12 protein-coding genes are annotated in these 20,143 nt (G+C 43.0%); 8 read left to right on the top strand and 4 right to left on the bottom strand.

Annotated features, from left to right (window positions below; translation table 11 throughout):
* Positions 1-406: 406 nt before the first annotated feature.
* The 3 genes from recD to HX743_RS01875 form a co-directional block, all read right to left on the bottom strand.
* On the bottom strand, positions 407-2,149 hold the full coding sequence (recD, locus tag HX743_RS01885) for an exodeoxyribonuclease V subunit alpha (RefSeq protein ID WP_218618884.1): 1,743 nt from the start codon (positions 2,147-2,149) through the stop codon (positions 407-409).
* A 109-nt stretch (positions 2,150-2,258) separates the two neighbouring features.
* On the bottom strand, positions 2,259-6,026 hold the full coding sequence (locus HX743_RS01880) for a UvrD-helicase domain-containing protein (RefSeq protein WP_348637013.1): 3,768 nt from the start codon (positions 6,024-6,026) through the stop codon (positions 2,259-2,261).
* Positions 6,023-9,763, bottom strand: a complete 3,741-nt coding sequence (locus tag HX743_RS01875; protein ID WP_178318351.1) for an exodeoxyribonuclease V subunit gamma — start codon at positions 9,761-9,763, stop codon at positions 6,023-6,025. The genes HX743_RS01880 and HX743_RS01875 overlap by 4 nt, the downstream gene beginning before the upstream one ends.
* Before the next feature lie 236 nt (positions 9,764-9,999).
* Between HX743_RS01875 and HX743_RS01870 the strand changes: the two genes are divergently transcribed.
* Positions 10,000-10,509, top strand: coding sequence for a hypothetical protein (locus tag HX743_RS01870; protein ID WP_004975913.1), 510 nt, complete (start codon positions 10,000-10,002; stop codon positions 10,507-10,509).
* A 65-nt stretch (positions 10,510-10,574) separates the two neighbouring features.
* Here the strand turns inward: HX743_RS01870 and HX743_RS01865 are convergent, their stop codons facing one another.
* Positions 10,575-11,993, bottom strand: a complete 1,419-nt coding sequence (locus HX743_RS01865; protein WP_178318350.1) for a phosphate--AMP phosphotransferase — start codon at positions 11,991-11,993, stop codon at positions 10,575-10,577.
* Positions 11,994-12,239: 246 nt separating this feature from the next.
* Here HX743_RS01865 and HX743_RS01860 point away from each other — a divergent pair, with 246 nt between their 5' ends.
* The 7 genes from HX743_RS01860 (at position 12,240) to HX743_RS01830 (ending at position 20,137) form a co-directional block, all read left to right on the top strand.
* Positions 12,240-12,944 carry a hypothetical protein gene (locus HX743_RS01860; protein WP_004975910.1) on the top strand — a complete coding sequence of 235 codons (705 nt, stop codon included), beginning with the start codon at positions 12,240-12,242 and terminating at the stop codon, positions 12,942-12,944.
* 168 nt (positions 12,945-13,112) lie between these two features.
* Positions 13,113-14,057, top strand: coding sequence for a bifunctional demethylmenaquinone methyltransferase/2-methoxy-6-polyprenyl-1,4-benzoquinol methylase UbiE (gene ubiE, locus HX743_RS01855; RefSeq protein WP_178318349.1), 945 nt, complete (start codon positions 13,113-13,115; stop codon positions 14,055-14,057).
* Between the two features lie 11 nt (positions 14,058-14,068).
* On the top strand, positions 14,069-14,782 hold the full coding sequence (locus HX743_RS01850) for an SCP2 domain-containing protein (protein WP_178318348.1): 714 nt from the start codon (positions 14,069-14,071) through the stop codon (positions 14,780-14,782).
* A gap of 13 nt (positions 14,783-14,795) precedes the next feature.
* Positions 14,796-16,415 carry an AarF/ABC1/UbiB kinase family protein gene (locus HX743_RS01845; RefSeq protein WP_178318347.1) on the top strand — a complete coding sequence of 540 codons (1,620 nt, stop codon included), beginning with the start codon at positions 14,796-14,798 and terminating at the stop codon, positions 16,413-16,415.
* Positions 16,416-16,623: 208 nt separating this feature from the next.
* Complete coding sequence (locus HX743_RS01840) at positions 16,624-17,703, top strand: patatin-like phospholipase family protein (RefSeq protein ID WP_178318346.1); 1,080 nt, start codon at positions 16,624-16,626, stop codon at positions 17,701-17,703.
* A 126-nt stretch (positions 17,704-17,829) separates the two neighbouring features.
* Positions 17,830-18,612, top strand: a complete 783-nt coding sequence (hisIE, locus tag HX743_RS01835) for a bifunctional phosphoribosyl-AMP cyclohydrolase/phosphoribosyl-ATP diphosphatase HisIE (protein WP_004975893.1) — start codon at positions 17,830-17,832, stop codon at positions 18,610-18,612.
* Positions 18,613-18,634: 22 nt separating this feature from the next.
* Positions 18,635-20,137 (top strand): UvrD-helicase domain-containing protein, encoded by a 1,503-nt coding sequence (locus HX743_RS01830; protein ID WP_178318345.1) that lies wholly within the window; start codon positions 18,635-18,637, stop codon positions 20,135-20,137.
* Positions 20,138-20,143 lie beyond the last annotated feature (6 nt).

Raw genomic sequence — 20,143 nt, 5'->3', positions numbered from 1 at the left:
TTGTTCCATTTTAGATATTTGTTTAAGATAAGATATAACTCATTGAGATGTGTCATAGTATTCGTCGTTAGAAAACAATTATTATGACATTATTTCAATGAGTTATCTATTTTTGTCGTGTACAGAGCTGTATTGTACAAGTCAACAAAATCTACAGACATAAAAAAGCCCTGTAGTCTCTCCCAAAACTACAAGGCTTAGCGGCTGTAAGTTTCCTCTTTTCACTCACGTCCTGTAAGTTCGCTGTCGTTCGACAATTATCATTATTATTCTGCGATTGTGCTCAAAATCCTTATTGAGCTTTTTGTGTGAAGTCATCTTCTCAAAAAGTTACTGAAATCTCTATGCGCAAATTTCTCGAATCGATGTAAGCTATTTCGTACAAGCCACCGATTGCTTATTTTTCTTAACAATTTAAAACGTCATCAATTCTGGCTAACAAACCACTGCTACGACGGGTACGAATCATCAAAGCTTGCTGCAAAGCTTGTACATCGACCAACAAACTCACCACTTTTTTAGCACGAGTAATAGCAGTGTAAATGAGCTCCTTGCTCAGCAAGTTTTTTGCCGAAGCGTCTAACACCACAGCGGTATGAGTAAATTCAGAACCTTGCGATTTATGAATGGTAAGCACAAATGCAGTTTCAATATTCTTAGGCAGGCGAGTTGCAGGCACCCATTTGTTTAAGCTTGGAAAATACACTTCAAACTGGCGCTGATCATGCTGCGCTCGCATAAAACAGATGCCAATATCACCATTCGACAACCCCAGTTGATAATCGTTATAGGTCATCATGACGGGGCGTCCTACATACCAGTCACCATGTTTTGTTTGTTTTAACTGTTGCAACAAGCGTTTTTCAATTTGCACATTCAGTTGTTTCAGACCTAAATGTCCATGACGAATTGCGGTTAAAATACGGTAATCATCAAATACATTCACGACATCTGTAACATACGCTTGAAATGTTGTACTGGATTGTTCTAAGCCCAAGGTATGTGCTTTTAATACCGCCACATAAGCCTCATAACCATACATCAGCTGATCATAATAATGCGCTAAATTTTCCGCTGAAATTTGCCCATTTTGCTGAGGTAAATATTGCAGTTGTAGGGCATCTATTTCGACTTGCTTAAATTGAATTGGCTTTAATTCACCTGCTGCCACGACTTGCTGTTCAAACTCAGCCAAAACCTGTGCAGGAGAATGTTCTTGCTGAATAAACTTCGCCATTGCGCCAATTTTTGCACCTTCAGCAAAACGACGTGTGGTCACTAAATTGACACGGTTATTTGCGAGTTCAGGCACTTGCTGTAAATCGGCCAATACTGTACCGACATCGACTGAAGCCAATTGATTGGCATCGCCCAACAGAATTAAACGTGCCTGCGCAGGAATGGCAGCCAATAACATCTGTGACAGGCTTAAATCCAGCATCGACGCTTCATCGACCACAATCACGTCATAAGGTAGAGGTTGTTTAGCGTGAAAACGTGGCTTGCCTGTATTGCCTAAGCCCAATAAACGATGCAAAGTCACGGGTCGTAATTGACGTAAAGCATCGACATTAAACATTTGTAAAGCTTGACTATTCAAGGCATTTTGCAAAGCTTCATCCATCCGCTGTGCCGCTTTGCCTGTTGGTGCAGCCATCGCAATCCGAATATTTGGCAAAGCTTGATTAAGCACCGCAACAATATGCGCCAAAGTATAGGTTTTTCCTGTACCTGGCCCACCAGTGATAATACTTAAACTTTGAGTTGCCGCAGTCTGTAACGCTTTTTGCTGCTGTGGATCTTGCAATAAATTAAGCTGTTCGGCTTGTAATTCAAAGGACAAAGGCGGCTGCGTCTGAATCCGTAAAATATCGCTAGCAACCTGATGTTCCAGTTTCCAGTAGCGATACAAATACAAACGCTGCCCATCAAATACAAACGGTGCAATTTGTGGATCAGGATTTAAAGCGCTACGCTGCAAGTTCATGTGCAAATGTTGCAATGCCGCCACTTGTTCTGCGGTTGCAGGAATACAGCTATCCCCTTGCTGAATAGCATCGAGTACCTGTTGCATCAAAATTTGCGCTGAAGCATCAAAAGTGACATTGCTAAATGGCGGCTGACATAGGTAATCCATCCACGCCTGCATTGGCGTTTGAGCTGAATTTAAGTGAATATGCTTGTTTTCCACACAGTTATCCTCAAAGTTATCCACAGGATAAGCAATTGTTTTATTAAGTCGATAAGCTGACTTAGCGTTATTTTTTAAGTTCAAAGTAACCCAATATTTGATCTAGTTGCAGAATAAATTCCGCATCTGGCCGCCAATGACAAACCCCTTGCCCTGCTTGCCCCTGCATACCACGCAAATACAAATAACTGGCTCCACCCAAATGTTGCCGAATATCATAATCTTGCAAACGACTGCCCAAATAACGGTGCAACGCCACCAAATACAAGGCCGCTTGTAACCAATAACTCGATTGGGTCATGTTGTGTTCAAGGTTGGTTTTTTCATAATCGCGCTGATCGGCACCCAAATAATTACTCTTATAGTCGGCAATGTGATAACACTGCCCATCAAAATAAACCAAGTCAATTGAGCCTGTCAGATAACGCGCAGTAGCGGCTTCATTTAAATCTTGAATAGGATGTCCCGCATCTTCAAACAATTGCTGAATTGCTTGAATAAATAAGCGCTGATCTGCCAACGCCAAATAGAATGGAAACTCTGATAAATAATGTGCAGTAGATAAGGCGGAAAGCTGGAAAGTATCGTGCAAAGGAGTATTCAACACATCCTTCAGCCACTCGGTCATGTGCGCAAAAATATCTGCTTCCTGCACAGTCGCGCTGCCTTTGGCAGTGTCGAGTTTTGCAATCAAATCTACCAATAACACATCTGAATTAAACTCTTTGTCGTTATGAAAACGGCGTTTGACTTCTTCAAAAATGTCATCATGACTGGCTTGAAAGTCGATATATTCAAAGAGTTTATGTAAAAAACTCCCCGCTTGAGTACCACGCTGAAAATTAGCTTTGATCCATGCAATCGGTTGAGCCACCTGTACGATTTCCTGTTCCGTTTCGACAGGTTCCTGATTGATTTCGTCGGCAGCAGCAGCCTGCTCCTCGCTTGCCAATGCCAAAGTATCGCTACGCATGGCGGCAGGTAAATGTTGTGCCAAGCCACTAAAACTGGTTTTGGTTCGTGGATAAAAGCGACGCTGCGGAAAATCTGCAGCTTCAATCTTAATTTCTTGCACTTGTTCAAGTTGTAATGCTGCCGCCAATTGTGTCAGAGGTGCTTCATCACAGCTCCATGCTGCTGCAATTTCTGCTGAACTTGGCGCTTGTAAACGCCAGACATTTAAACCAGCAGATTTTGGTGCAGCCTCTTTTTTACCTTCTTTTGCAGGCGTAGGCTGTTTTAGCATCGCATAGACCCGATAACTGGCACGGGTGAGTGCCACATACCAAAGCCGATTCAACTCTGCCAAACGGCGCTCACTGTGCTGCTGCATTGCTGTGGCATCTATGTCTTTATGTTTAATGGCAATGATACGTTGCTCAATGCCTTGCTCTTCCTGCGTTGCAAACACCAAAGCAGACTTGTCAGATTTGGGCGGCTGATCTGCCGACATCAAAAAGACCACTTTAAACTCCAAGCCTTTGGACTGGTGAATGGTCATCAATTTCACGCCTGCCGCATTAGAAAGTTTTCGTTCAATTTCCCAATCGCGTTTGGCAGGTGATTCAACTTGCTGTAAATACCAGTAATACAGCATGTAAGCCCCTTGATGGCGTTCACTTTGACGACTCAGCAATTCGGTTAAATGGCGTAAATTCACCACATGCCGTTCATTGTCAAAACTGCGTTTTGCCACCAAATTTTCCCAAATTTTAAATAAGTTCAGGCAGTAATTCCATGCGGTTAAAAAGCCTTTATTGACCCACATTTCCCGAATGCAGTCGAAGTCATAAATAAACTGACCTAACCCCTGTTGCTCAAGTTCAATCAACTGTTGCAGGTTATAACCCAATAAACGTGTCAGTAAGGCACGCTTGACCTTGGCTTCATCATAAGGATGTAAAATTGCAGTTAAAATTGCCGCCACATCTTTGGCTAAAAAGCCTGTAAAAACACTGCGCTGACTACTTCTATTGACCTGAATTCCAATCCGTTCAAGCTCGTATTGGGCTTGATCAAGCTTTTGATGACTGGTCGATAAAATGGCAATATCATCGGCTTGTAAAGCGACTTTGCCTGAAGAGTGATCAAAATATAAATCGCCTGCAATGCCTTGATTTAATAACTCGCGAATTTTTCGTGCAATTTGAATGGACTCATCCTGATCATGTTCCACCGTTACCCAACGCAGCGGTGCGGGATTGGCCTGTTGCCGATCCATTAAGGCAGGATGAGGACGTGAACCTGCAATGACAGGATCATAAATCACTTTTTCACCAAAAGCGGGTTGGCGTTGAAATAACTCATCCACCACACTGACCAGCTCTTTCACTGAACGATGATTTTGTCTGAGCGAGTAAATGCGACCTTGTTTTTTCAGCACATCATCGCGGGCATTGTTATAGGTCAGCATATCACCACCGCGGAAACCATAAATCGCCTGCTTAGGATCGCCCACCATAATCATACAACCACGCGCATACCACTTTGGATTGCGCCAAATTTGTGCCAGCATGTCATCTTGATCTTGGTTGGTATCCTGAAATTCATCCACCAAAATCAGTGGATAACGCGTATGCACAAACTGTGCAAAACGCTGCCCACGTTCTCCCTGCAAAGCTTCAGCTAAACTGCGAATTTGTTGGGCAAAAGTGGTTTCCCCTTTTTGCTGTAAAAGTTGCGGTAAACGCTGTTTGACGTGTTGTACCAAATAGAATTTTAAATTGGTCTCCACCAATTCAATTTGATGCTCAAAATTAAGTTTGGCATCCACCACTGCTTTGATTTTTCGGATCACAGGATGATCAAAAAAAGCATCTTGCACCTCTTGCGTACATGGTGCTTTCGCTTTGTTAAAAATTGATTTTCTGAGCTTACCGTCTTGGTTCAAATATAGTGCAAAGACCGCATTAAACAATGCGGCAAGATGTGAATTAAAATAATGTTCTAAAGGGCTGTGCTTAATTTTTTCAATCAGTTTTGGCAAAGTCACTGTAAATAGTGGCTGCAACCCCTTCTTATCACTCCCCGCGACATAATGGGAAAAATTAAAGCTATATTCACCATCATAATATTCTTTTAATTCTTCAATTTGCGTCATGGTGATACTGGCTAAATTCTGCAACGCCTCTGCTAAATCCTGAACCTCCAACTGTGCCTGATCTATGCCTTGAATCTCTGCCGATGCAAAATTTAAACTGGTATTGACCAAACCCTCATAATCGGCTGCCGATTTCAACCGCCCACATAACAGCATATAGTCCACAACATGCTGAGGCTGTGCCTGAATCCATTCACGCAGCACATCATGCACCAATTGTTCGATATAGACCGATGCTTGGTCAGTAATATTGGCGCGCTCAATTTTGCCGCTTTCAAAGGAAAATTCACGCAATAATTTTTGGCTAAAGCTATCCAGCGTTCCGACAAATAACTCATCGAGTTGTGCAATCACCAACTTCAAACGTGAACTGGCATAGTCCAGTTTTAAACGATATTCCTGCAAAATATGTTTGAGTAAAGGATCTTGTAGTTGTGCAATTTTCTCTGCAAGGGCGCGCTGATCTAAAGACTGATTTAAACACTGGTCGATATATTGTTGGGTTTCAAGCAAGCGTGCACGAATACGACTTTTTAGCTCGGCTGCTGCGGCACGGGTAAATGTGGTCGCAATCACTTGATTAGGCAAATAATCTTTCAGGAAAATCCGCACCATTAAACTCGATAAAGTATAGGTTTTGCCTGTACCTGCCGATGCTTCAATCCAATGCAAACCTTTAAATTGCATCTCTTGAATTGGGTCATAACAAATTGGGAATGGGCTAGATGAGTTCACGCAGATTCCCCTTGTTTTTGAAGATTTTTCGCAGATTCATAATTTTCAATGATAGGCTGATACAGTCGATGGCTATATTGCCGAAACGCCTCAATCAACAACGGTTCAGTTTCACTGTCTTGAAAAATAAATGCCCAGTCTGGGTGGTTTTTCTCACTTTCATCAATAAAACCTCCCCAAGCACCGTCATGCCAATATTTTACGAAGCTTTCCATGTTCAAAACCTGATCGGACTGAGCTTCATCCCATTGGATTTCAAATTCTTTTTTATCTTTCATTTTTAAAACTAAAGCCGCAGGCAATAACACAGGATATTGCTGTGCGTGTTTCCAGAACTCAAACCACTGGGCTAAATACTCGTGTGCTTGCTGTGCATTGATATTGGCAAAATGAATCACCGCATCTTTACACACCACAATCCGCTCTAAATCTTGATGTTCTGTGTTCTGATAGGCCACCCAAAACAAATATTCCAACCACACTTCGGCATATTTTCTTGGTCTGGCACTCGCTGCCACCACGCTACACCAAAGCTTTGTCGGCTGTTCAGGCACTTGAATACGGATATGCAGATGCGGATTCATTTTCCAAAGCTGTTGCGTTGTTGTGGTTGCCTCGTCTGCAAATTGCTGGAGTGTGTCACGTAAATATTGCTGTTCTTGCAGTCCCGTTTGAAACGTGGCATTTAAGGTTTTACCCACAGGCAAGGTATCTTGCAACAAGCTTTCTGCATCTTGCTCGCCATGTTGCAGTAAAAAATCACGCACACTATATTTTTCCAAGCCATTTAAAATCAGTGGCTCATGGTTCATTGCAGCAGTGTCGGATTGTAAATTTTCGACTCCAATCGCTTTTAAATAGGCACGTGCAGGGAAACATACATCTCGAATCCATTGCATACTGTCGAGTACCACCACGTCTTGTGGCAATAATGGATATTCACCAAACCATGCTTCGCGTGGTGTGGTTTCTTGCTGCATTTGTTTGGCAACCCGATACCATTGATCTTTAAAGCGAACTTCACGGCTTTCGGCAAAACGCAGTTGATCAAAAGGTTGCAAACTATGTAAGTGATAAAGAGATTTCAATTGTGCGGGAATCTCGACACCATTCAAATTTAAGCGTGAATCGCTAGCTTCATCGGGATGTTTCACAATCAACTCCAAATGCTGCACAAATTCCTGCACCAGCACGGATGGATCACGTACCTCACCATCGCTGACATCAAAACCGTTATAAAATAACCAAACACTGTCTTGCGCCAACAATAAACTATCTAAAAATGCCCCTTGATCATCCTCAATGCGTGAACGATCTCCCAGTTGTGGTTTTAATAATTGCATCAAATCAAAAGCCAATTGCTGGTCACGACTTGGGAACACGCCATTGTCCAAATTCAGCATCACAATCAGCTTATACGGCAGTGGACGAATTGCACCAATTTGGCTAAAGGTAATGGCGCCCGATGGACTGGCTTGTTCGAGTTGGGTTTCGAGCTGGGCTGAAATTTCTTGCAGAATATAATCCAGCGGTAAGCTTAAATGACGCAAATCTTGACCCGACTGCACATCAAAATAACTGGCTAAGGTCAGCATACGGTCATGTTTTTGCACCAAACTAAACACCGATGCCAACACATCTACCCCTGCATCCTGAAACTCACTCAGGTCTTGCATCAGTTGTTTAAGCCAATATTCCACCGTTTTGGCTTGCCCCAATTCATGCTGAATTAGCCAATCACGGCGCTGTGCAAAATCCTGATAAATTTGAACCAGTTTAAAAATCAATTCAAAATCGCTACTTTGCACATCGGCATAACTTAAAGTGTGCTGAACCACGCAATGCTCTGGCACTGCAACGCCCAAAGCCAAACGATCTAAAGCAAACTTTAAGCTGAACCGATAATCTTGATCATCTGCACTCAGGCTGCGTTTTAAATGCTCGGCATCTAAACCACGTTTAAAACCTGCATTGGCCAACAACTCATTCATGCGCTCAATATTGTTTAAATTCAAGGCATAACGCTGTTGTGTGGCAGCTAAACTCAACCAGTCACCAAACTCTTCAAAGCTAAAACGTCCTTGTACCAACGCTATACGCCCAACCACCGCACGCCAAGCATTGTGAATATCTAAAGAGCTGATACCTGCTATTTGAATAGGCAAATACACACTATCTTGACTGAGTTGATGCCCTAAAGTAGCTTGATTCTGCTGTGCTTTTAGTTGTCCTTTCTGATAGAGATCACGCTCACTTGGCGGTGCAGCAAATACGCTGCGAATTAAAGACTCTTGTTCTTTGAGTTTCGGACTCAATACCAAAATATCACTGGCTTGGCGGCTGTCATCTTGTCCTAGCCATGCAATTAAACGATCTTTGAGTACCTCAAGCTGACGTAAACTTGAATGACACACATGAATTTGCAATGACTCATCGGCAGGATCTAAGTCATACGCCTGCGCGACTGGCTCAACCAAATTCAATACATCCGATTGAATTTTACCCAGTAAATGCTGCGGCTCTTCTTCAGGGAAAAGATCATACCACTCGCCTTCATCACCACTCGACAACGCCGCCAATAAAGAAAAGTGATCGCGTGCCTGCTTACCAAAGCGTGTCAGCAAGGGATGATGTGACTCGCGCATATCGGCATTAAATTCACCATTATATTTTTTGATATACGCAGCAATATCATCATCGCTTACAGTTTTATTTTGACTTTCCATCTCGCGAATAAAGCGACTTTTGATTCGCGCATCCATGTTTAATTTCCACTTAGGATCGACCATGTCTGCCCAATATTCTTGCGATGGGTTGTAATGCAGAATAAAAATATCCATATACTGCGCCAAACGGCGAATAAACAACAACTGGCTTGGCGGCAAATCCAATAAGGTAAAAATCACCAACTGTTTGGGTAATTTGTTAATACACGGATTTGGATTTTCAGGCTCGCCCAAGGCTTGCCAAAACTGCAGGTCAATCTCCTGCATTTTTTCAAAATCGGCATGGAAAATATGCAACCACAACCAACTTTGCCATTGCTCTAACTCTTCGGCCTGCTCTTGAGTAAATGCGGCTATTTCCAATGCCGCTTGTTTTTCTTCTTCACTCTCAAAGTTTTTAGGGATATAAATTTGCTGCTTTAAGTTCAGGCGTTTCTGCTGTCCCCAAACCGCTAACCAATTGCTTTGACATTGGCAGACACCCTCGCAGCCTTTTTGGCAAAAACCACGATAAACCATGTAATTGCTAAATAAACGTGAAACTTTATCTGCCACCCAATACAGCATGTTTTGCTTTTTGAGCTGCTTTTCTAAACCCTGTGACAATTGCTCTGCGCTGTCATAAATTCGCTGAATCAAACGATGTAAAGCATGCTCGGCAGGAAGTGGGTTTTGTTCGTGTTGTATCCACGGTTGTAAGTCATAAAACACACGCCATTGCATCACAATACGCGGAATATTTGCCTGACGCACCCGATCTTTATCGTCTAAAACTGCCTGATAAGCGGCCCATTGAAAGGCACGAATACGATGATGAAATTCAGTATTGGCACTAATGCCTTTTTGCTCGGCTGTTTTTTCCGTCAGCCACTTTTCTACTGCCACTGAAGGCACAATAAAATGCTGGGTTTGTAGCACCTGAAGCGGATTCGATGTCGGTTGACGTATGGTTTTCAGCATTTCATTGACTAAAACTTCTATACGTTGGCTTTGTATGACATGAATCGCCATAAGGTATCCTTTAATTTATTTTGAATAAGAATGTATTAAATGTACTAGAAGGCCGTTGATCTATCATTTGCCTCAAGCACAACAAAAGAATAAAGATTATTGGCTATACACTTACAACGGTGTATGCCACTTTACAAGCATACTTTTATTGCCTACTTTATTCAAAAAGTGCTTTGAATAAAGTGGTTTAATTTACCAAACAGCATACGATTATCCGCCATTTTAAGGTTGTATTTATGATAAAAAGAGAGACAATTCCAGACAGTATTGATCCAAGCCTAGACTTGGAAATGATTCGTGCAGAATGCCTAGAACTGGTCAAAAAACGTGCCTATTTTTCTGCAGGTGCAGCCGTCATTCCTGTGCCGTTCTTAGACGTTGTCATTGATGTGGGCATCTTGTCGCAACTGATTCCAGAAATTAATGCACGTTTTGGCTTATCTCCTGAGCAAGTCAGCGTGTATGATCCTGAAACCCGAAAAGTCCACTGGAGCGAATTGCGTAAACGCGGTGTGGAATTTTCAGGCTTAGTCGTGGCGCGTACTGCAGTAAAAAAATCCCTGAATAATGTCGCAGCCAAGTACATCACCAAACAAGTCACCAAGTTTATTCCATTGGGTGGACAAATGGTGGCAGCAGGTTTGGGTTATTTTATTATGAAAAAAATTGCCGAAACGCATGTTGAAGAAAGCTATAAACTGGCAAAAAGCATTCAGCTTAAACAAGCCAAAGTTGTGAATGCTTAATTTTTAAACTAAACAGACTCAAATTCAGCTAACTTAACACGCAGTCTTTGCATCCTCGAGGCAGATTATTCTGCCTTGAGTTGTTTCAAGATGGTTCTTAAAATTTCCAAACGTGCTGCATTTTTGTCATTACTCGGAATGATGTGCCACGGTGCATATTCGGTACTGGTACGTTGCAGCATATCTGCCGCTGCCACCAAATAATCATCCCAACGGCTACGGTTGCGCCAGTCTTCATCTGTAATTTTAAAACGCTTATGTGCGGTTTCCTGACGTGCTTGAAAACGCAGCTCTTGCTCATCTTTACTAATGGCTAACCAAAATTTGATGACGACAGTTTGATGATCATTTAAGTCTTTTTCAAAACGGTTGATTTCGTCATAAGAACGCTGCCATTCCAGTGGGCTAATCAAACCTTCTACACGTTCTACCAATACCCGCCCATACCAAGAACGGTCAAAAATATTGATTTTTTCTTCAGGCAGAATTTTCGTCCAAAAACGCCACAAATAAGGACGACTGATTTCAAAGGCTTCAGGTGCACTAATGGTGTAAATTTCGTATTCACGCGGATCCAGTTTTTTTACAATCCGTTTAATCGCGCCGCCTTTGCCTGCTGCGTCCATTCCTTCAAAAACAATGCTGACATTACGGTTATCTAAACGCAGTGCATCTGCCACTTTTTTCGTGAGTTTCTTTAACTCTGCTTTATAGTCATCCTCATTGACCGATTCAGATATAGGATTAAGCAAAACTTCTGGAATTTCTGCAGCTTGCCAAGTGATGCCCGAACTGGTCGGATGCACAGGACAATGCTCTAAAGCACGTAAAATATGCTGTGCAAATTGCTGATCGCGGATAGTTTCATCTTCGCAATCAATCATAATCCAGTCATCAGTAAAGCGTTGGCGCAGCTTTTGCAAGCTGTCATATTGCTTTTTATTGCGCCAATCCAAGCCGTGCAATTTATGCCAATGCACTTCGCTCGGTTCCATATCATCTAGTCGTTTTTGTAGTGATTTCCACGATAAATCGAACCAGATTTTAATGACATCCACATGGTTATTTTTTAAGTCTTCTTCATAGGCACGCATTTTTTCGACATAGTTATCAAACATGGTGTCATCAATTTGTTTAGACACATGCATGGCTGTGCTTAATAAGTCACTATACCAATTGCCAAACATCACCATAATTTGACCTTCGGCAGGAATAAAACGTGCATAAGGCTGCCAAAGTGTCTGTTTGGGATTAAACGGGTGTGGCGCATCGGCTTTTACCCTTAAATAACGCGGATCGACCCATTCTCTTAATTGTTTAACCGACTCTCCTTTCCCCGCCAATTCAATGCCGCTCACTAAAATCAGCAAACTTTTGGCATTTTTTTCACCTTTGGTGTTTTTTAAAGCATATTGGGCTTCAATTAGCTCGACTGAAAGTTGTTCTTCTTCCATGAGTTTAAATTCAGTATGTGCTTGTGACATCATCTACCCTATTGTTGTGTTATTTAAGCTCTGCTGATCATTCATCTATATTTACGATATTAGAATGAGCGACAGACTTTGATCAGTATACGAATATCGACCCATTTTTTAACAACTTTTCGCTTATTTTTGTAGATTAATCTCACACACTGACCTTTGCCGTTTGGAATTCTGTGTAATTTGTCATAGCGACGAGATCAAACTCACATTAAGATTTGCCCATTCAACTCAATAATGAGACACCCTATGTCTAAACTTGCTGCTTTAGATGAGCTGTTAGAACTGTATTATCAATTTAAATATCATAAAAATCCTATGCTTTTTCAACGCTTACAAGATGTTCAAGCATGGCAAAAACAGCGTATGCAACGCACCCATGCCACACAGTTTGCCGAAAAGCACAATGTCTTGATGGCTGAATATTTTTTAAACCGCTTATATGGCGGTCCAGATTTTGACGCTTTGGCAGGTCAAATTGCTCGCCTACTGAAATATGCCCACAAAGCTGAAAAAATCATTCCTGAAAATGCAATCAAAACAGGGACATCTGGGGTAAGTCTGGCGATTTTGGCAGTGCAGTTAGATGAACAAGTCGCGATACAATTGCTACAGGACTATCCTGAAAATATGCCTTTAAATGATGAGATGATGCGTCTGACTTATTTAAAGCTCGATCAGGGCGAAGCACGCTTAAAACAATTAAATATGTTGGATGAACTGGGTAAAAACCTAGATAAATATATGCGCTCTTTTGTGGTCTATACCGCTTTTAAAATGTGTAAAGGCGCGGCGCAAAAATACAGTTTTCAAATTATGTATGAGTTTATGCAAGATGGCTTTTTAGCCATGAAACCATTAAAGTCTGCAGAGAAATTTGTGAAGCAATTTACTACCACAGAACGGGAAATTATTGCCAAAGTACATGCAGGTGATTTACATCCATTTTCATAATCCCAATGTGTGAAATAACCAACACTTATTCAGCACACTTACGCTATCTTTGGTTTTTTCTGTATATTATTCATAACAATTGCATGATGATTACTGTACAAGTGCTTAGAATCTGTCATCATGCATACACTGCAGCCTTAAGCCTTTTTATCCTGAGGAGTGACTCCAATGTCGAATAAAAATCAAACGCCTACCGCTACTCCCGAGTCGGCACAACCAACAGACAAAGTGAGTCCATTCTTAACCGAACCTCTACCGCAAGGCGCTCCACAAGGTCAGCAACAATCTTTAGAACAAAAATTGACGGATACACCTGTTACGGGTTCAGTGCCAAAATATAATTTGCCGCGCGGTGCCAACACAGGCAATGTCGGTGCAACCACACACTTCGGCTACCAAACCGTCAGCAGTGAAGATAAAGCCCAGAAAGTCGCAGAAGTCTTCCACTCGGTTGCAAGCAAATACGACATTATGAACGACTTAATGTCATTTGGTATTCACCGCTTATGGAAACGCTTTGCGATTAATATGTCAGGTGTACGTCGTGGTCAGCGCGTACTGGACATTGCAGGCGGTACGGGTGACTTAGCCAAAGTCTTTAGCCGTGAAGTTGGCCCTACAGGTCATGTGGTACTGTCAGATATTAACGAATCTATGCTGAATGTTGGCCGTGACCGTCTAATTGATGCAGGCTGTACCAATGTCGATTTCGTGTTGGCGAATGCCGAAACTTTAGAACCATTTGAAGACAACAGCTTTGACTTACTGACTATTTCATTTGGTTTACGTAACGTGACCGATAAAGATGCAGCTTTGGCAGCGATGTACCGCGTACTCAAGCCGGGTGGTCGTTTATTGATTTTAGAATTTTCAAAACCAGTATTTGAACCGTTCTCAAAACTCTACGATTTATATTCATTCACAGCATTGCCATTGATGGGTAAAATTGTCGCAAACGACTCAGAAAGCTACAAATACTTGGCTGAATCTATTCGTATGCACCCAGATCAACGCACTTTAAAAGGCATGATGGAACAGGCAGGCTTCCAAAACTGTGATTACCACAACCTGACTGGTGGTATTGTTGCCGTTCACCGTGGTTTTAAACTCTAAGGCGTACCGCAATGTGGTCAATTCTCGCCCTTGGTGCAGTTGAGAAACTGATTCATCATGTTATTGATTTGGATGCGATTACTCGCATCCAGCTCAACCAACTACACGGCAAAATGTTGCGTGTGGTGCTCGATTCGCCACAGCTTTCTGTAGATGTCTTTTTTGACGACAACAAAGTTCGTTTAGAACCTACTGCAACAGGTCACAGCGAGCAGCCTTCTATTTTTGAGCATGAGAAGCGCTCTAGCTTCGCAAGGTTTGATCAAGCGCAAAATATCAGCCCCGCAACGGCCACTTTGCATGTTAAAAATGTGGTGCAATTGCTCAAACTGTTGCTATCCGATGAAGTGGGCAATATTCCCCTACAAGGTGACTATCATCTTTTACAAGATATTCAGCGCATTATGCAGCAGGCTGAACTAGACTTGGCCGCACATTTAAGCCCTTGGATTGGTCCTGCTTTGGCTCATGAAGTTGGCAAAATTCAGCTTGCACCCAAGCATTTAAAACGCAGTCTACACAGCCATTTGTTCTTTGCTGAAGATGCCCTAAAAGAAGACAGTGGTCTATTTGCCCCACGCTGGCAAATGGATGACTTACAACAAGACACGCGCATTTTTCAACAAAATTTAGACCGCGCCGAAGCCAAAATTCAACAGCTACAAGCGCAGCTTGATGCACAGCCAGATACCGCTTCTGACACCTTAAACTCCACTCAACCCTAGGGAATAAGTCTTTATGATTCCGCACGTTTCACGTTTACTCGAACTTTGGCGCATTGCCGCGCACTATAGACTCGACACGTTGTTTCCTGCGGAAGAACTACCAGAAAAGGCACGTCATGCGCTCAGTTTTATTCGCATGCACCCTGCGGCTTGGTCAAGTAAAGAACGTAAAAACCCGCTGAAGCTCAAAAAAGCTTTAGAAGAAATGGGACCATTGGCAATTAAACTTGGGCAATTGCTGTCTACGCGTCGTGACCTGATTCCGCCTGAAGTTTTACAGCAATTGGTATTGCTACAAGACCGTGTCAAACCGTTCGGTTCTGACGTGGCACAAATGCGAATTCAGCAATCCCTTAAGGCAGACATCAACACCCTGTTTGCCCGTTTTGATGAGCAACCTTTGGCAGCAGCCTCTATTGCGCAAGTCCATACCGCTGCCTTGCATGATGGTCGTGAAGTCGTGGTTAAAGTCACCCGCCCCGATATTCGCCAGCAAATTCTACAAGATTTTGAAATTTTGGAATGGCTCGGCGCAGCACTGGAAAAACGTCTGGAAGCGGCACGTGCTCTACATTTATCTGAAATTATTCAGGACTATCGTCAAATTATTCTCAACGAACTGGATTTGACCTTAGAAGCGGATAACACCCGCCGCATGCGTCACCACTTTACAGGCTCAAGCATGATGTATGTGCCTGAAGTCTATATGGACAGTAAAGATGTAATGGTGGCAGAGCGCATTACAGGCGTGCCAATTTCCGACACAGCAACCTTTGATCGTTTGGGTATGAATCGTGCCGATTTGGCAGAAAAAGGCCTCACGATTTTCTTTACCCAAGTGTTCCGTGACAACTTTTTCCATGCCGATATGCATCCTGGCAACGTATTTGTGGAAACCATCAATCCGAATAATCCGCGTTTTATTGCGCTAGATTGTGCGATTATGGGCGAGCTGTCCAAGCATGACCAAATGACCGTAGCACGTATGTTGCTGGCGGTGATGAACAGCAACTTTATGCAGCTGATTCAAGTGGTACACCAAGCTGGCTGGATTCCACCGGGCACAGATCAAGATGCTCTCGCCCGTGAAATGCGTCGTACTGTCGGGCCAATGGTGTCTAAACCGATGCACGAATTGGACTTTGCAGGCATTCTGATTCAGGTCATGGATATTGCACGTCGTTTCCATTTGGAAATTCCACCGCAATTGATGCTACTCCTGAAAACATTGGTGCACGTTGAAGGCTTGGGCACAGACTTATATCCTGAACTGGATATCTGGAAACTGGCAAAACCAATTTTAACGGATTGGATTAAAGCCAATATGAATCCAGTCAAAAATATCAAAGAAATTGGGCAGCAAATTCCCGACCTGTTACTAGGTGCACAAGACTTACCAAGTTTAATGATTGACAGTTTAAATGGTTTAAAAAACCAATCGGCTTGGCATTCCAAACAATTACATGAATTACAAAGCATGCGCCTGCAAATGGAACATCAGCAAAAACGCAGCTGGATTTTTGGCAGCATTATGGCCATTTTCCTCTCCATTGCGATTATTGCACCGTGGTATGTCTCTATTGTTTTAATCGCGTTGGCAAGTTTCTTGGCGATTTGGCGTATAGCCAAATAAAGCTACATTGCTTGATAACAAACTGATTAAACGATAAAAAAATTAGAAAGCCTGTTTTAAAGCAGGCTTTTTTATCACGCTGATTTCCCCTAACTCATCCTAAAAAACCATAGTATGACTCATCAGTCACCAAGTGATGCCTCTCGCCATTGTTGCAAAAATCACCACGCCTACAATTAATGCACATTTGTAGCGTTATAGATCAAGCATGACTCAGATTTTGCATAAACGTGTCCCTGCACTTAGTATTCGCGCAGGACATCTGGCACGCCAACTGATTGAACAAGAAGGCTTACATGCCCAACACGTCGATATTATTCCAGGTGCAGCAGGAGGCCCCAAAGGCATAGGCATTCAGGGCTTAGACCAAGCTATTTTTGGCGAGTTTTTTGCCCAAGCCCCAAAGCGTCGTACTGTGGTCGGTTCTTCAATTGGCAGTTGGCGCTTTGCCAGTATTTTGGCGTGGGGCGCAAAACAAGGCACTGAGCGTCTGTCCGATTTATATACCAACTTGTATTTTCATAAAAAAATGTCGCGCCAAGAAGTCGCCGAGATTTGTCAAAACATGCTGTTTGAACTGATTCAGGGACAGCAACAACAACTGATTCAGCACACTGACTATCACCTCACGGTTATTTCAGTCAAAGCGCAGCATATTTTCCAAAGTGACCAAGCCTTGCCTTTGCTTGCGTCTGTGGCAGGAATTATTGGCAGCAATGCCATTGCGCGCAAACACAACCGCTTATTTATGCAGCGTGTCATCAGCCAACCTGCGCAAGGTCAGCAGTTTATGGTAGAGGATGATTTTGTCACCCATTACCAAGCCCTGAATGAGCAGAATGTCGCACCGTGGCTGCTCGCCTCAGCGTCTATTCCCGGGGTGATGTCTGCTATTCGTGACATTCCTGATGCGCCCGTGGGCAGTTATCGGGATGGTGGCTTAATTGACTACCATCTAGATTTACCTTACCAAAGTCAGGGCATTGTGCTGTACCCACACTTTACCGACAGCATTACCCCTGGCTGGTTTGATAAAATGTTGAAGCATCGTAAAGCCAATCCTGAAAATCAGGCCCGGACACTCTTGCTATCACCTTCGGCAGAATATTTAAGCAGCTTGCCTTTAGGCCGTTTGCCCGATCGTAAAGACTTCACCTTAAAAGGTTTAGATCAGGCACAGCGCATTCGCTTATGGAAACAATCGGTGGCAGAAAGTCAGCGTTTGGGCGATGAATTTCTGGAAATGGTGGAAAAACAAAACTTCCCTCAATTTATGCAAACGCTTTGACAGTACAAATCTGGCAAGATAATTTAGGTAAATTGTCTTGAATCACGTACACTATAGGGACGATGCAAAATCGTGCGCTCAGAAAATAGCGTCCATACAATTTAAATTAATTTTGGTGAACAACTCATGAATAACTTGCAATGGCTCGATGAAGTAAAATTTAACGAACAAGGATTAGTGCCTGCCATTGCACAGCATCATCAAACAGGACGTGTGTTGATGGTGGCGTGGATGAACCGTGAAGCCTTGGCACTGACTGCCGAAAAAAATCAGGCGGTGTATTTTTCACGTTCACGCAATAAATTGTGGCACAAGGGTGAAGAATCTGGACACTTTCAAACTGTGCACGAGATTCGTCTGGACTGCGATGCCGATGTGATTATCCTGCAAATTGAACAACATGGTGGAATTGCTTGCCACACAGGGCGTGAATCTTGTTTCTATCGCAAACTCACCGCCAATGGTTGGGAAATTGTAGATGCACAGCTGAAAGACCCGAATCAAATTTATGGTGAACAAGCCGCCAATGCTCACACCTTAGCCATGAGCCAATCAAAGGCACAAGCTGAACAGGTTGAAGTTTTGGCTTATTTAGGGCAAATGATGAGCGAGCGCAAAACCGCTAATCCTGACTCATCTTATGTAGCCAAGCTATACCATAAAGGCTTGAATAAAATTTTGGAAAAAGTCGGTGAAGAAACCGTGGAAGCAATTATTGCCGCCAAAGATTTCAACACCGAAGCCAATGCCAACAACAAAAATGACCTGATTTATGAAGTGGCCGATTTATGGTTCCACAGCATTGTCATGTTGGGTTATTTCGATATTGAACCGCAAGTGGTACTGAATGAATTGGCTCGTCGTCAAGGTTTATCAGGCTTGGTTGAAAAAGCCAACCGTAGCCATTAACGCGAAAAGCCAACCCTGATCTGTGTCTGTAATCACCAAGCCTCGCCCGACCTATGAGCAAGCCACTGCTATAGATAATGCACGTCTGGGCAAATCTTTTAAAGTGATTGCCTATGCAGGTACAGGTAAAACCACGACCTTACAAATGATCAGTGATGCCATGCCAGAACGGCGTGGTATGTACTTGGCATTTAACAAAGCCATTGCCGCAGAAGCACAAAGTAAATTTCATCGTCAGGTCGATTGTCGTACTTTTCACTCGCTCGCTTATCGCAGCGTTCCACGTGGAGTCACCGACAAATTACGCCTGCCACGTTTAAGTCCAAGTTTTATTGCCAAAGAATATCGTTTAGAACCGATTACCCTTAGACGCATGATGGGCGGACGCTATGAAAAATATGTGTTGATGCCAAGCCGTTTAGCCAGCTTGGTGGCCAATGCCGTGAGTCATTTCTGCTCGACCAGTTCGCAATACCCTGCCCCACGACATTTACAAGCACCCAGTTGGTTGCATCCAGATGACATCGACACCTTACAAAAGCATCTTTATCCTGCGGTAGAACGACGCTGGTTGGAGTCAATTGACCCGAATCATCAGGCAGGCATTGGACACGATATTTATCTGAAACTTTGGGCCTTGTCTGAACCCAACATTCCTGCCGATTATGTGCTGTTTGACGAAGCTCAAGATGCCGACCCGCTCATGCTGGGCATTTTACTCAAGCAACGTAATACTCAAGTGATTTATGTGGGCGATGCGCATCAGCAAATCTATGCTTGGCGTGGTGCAATCAATGCCATGCAGCAATTACCTTTGCCTGAATCACGACTGACTACATCGTTCCGTTTTGGTGAAGAAATTGCCCTGACCGCCAATGCCATTTTAGGTGGGCTGAATGAAACCGTGCCACTCTTGGGCAATCCAGAATTACATTCCAAAGTGGTCAACAAACCGCATACCAAAATGCGTGATGCGATTTTATGCCGTACCAACGCCCGTGCCATGGAACTACTACTGGCAGGTTTGGTGCACGGTGATAAAGTCAGTCTGCAAGCCGACCATGTGCGCTTAAACCGTTTTGTGGATGCTGCCGCGATGCTAAAACAAGGCAAACGTGTGACCGATGTTCCTGAACTGGCATGGTTTAACTCCTGGCATGATGTACATGAATATTGTGAAACCAACGATGGCAGCGACATTAAGCCTTTGGTCAAACTGGTGGATGATCACGGCACTAATCCGCTCAAAAAGGCGCTGGCTAAAATCAGCCCGATTGACCAAGCCGACTATATTATTTCAACAGCACATAAAGCCAAAGGTTTAGAATGGAATCGGGTACAGATTGAAGACGATTACCAATTTAAACTGAACGACAAAGAACATAAAATTAGTGATGAAGAATTAAGATTGCTGTACGTGGCATGCACACGTGCTAAAGTCAGTTTAAACATTCATCATATTTACGATTTGGTACAACAACTGAAAATAAAAATGCCGACATCGTTACGCAAAGCGGTGGGGTAATTGCAG

Source organism: Acinetobacter sp. Swhac1 (assembly GCF_013390985.1).
Lineage (GTDB): Bacteria > Pseudomonadota > Gammaproteobacteria > Pseudomonadales > Moraxellaceae > Acinetobacter > Acinetobacter towneri.
This window is presented reverse-complemented; position numbering and strand designations above follow the sequence as displayed.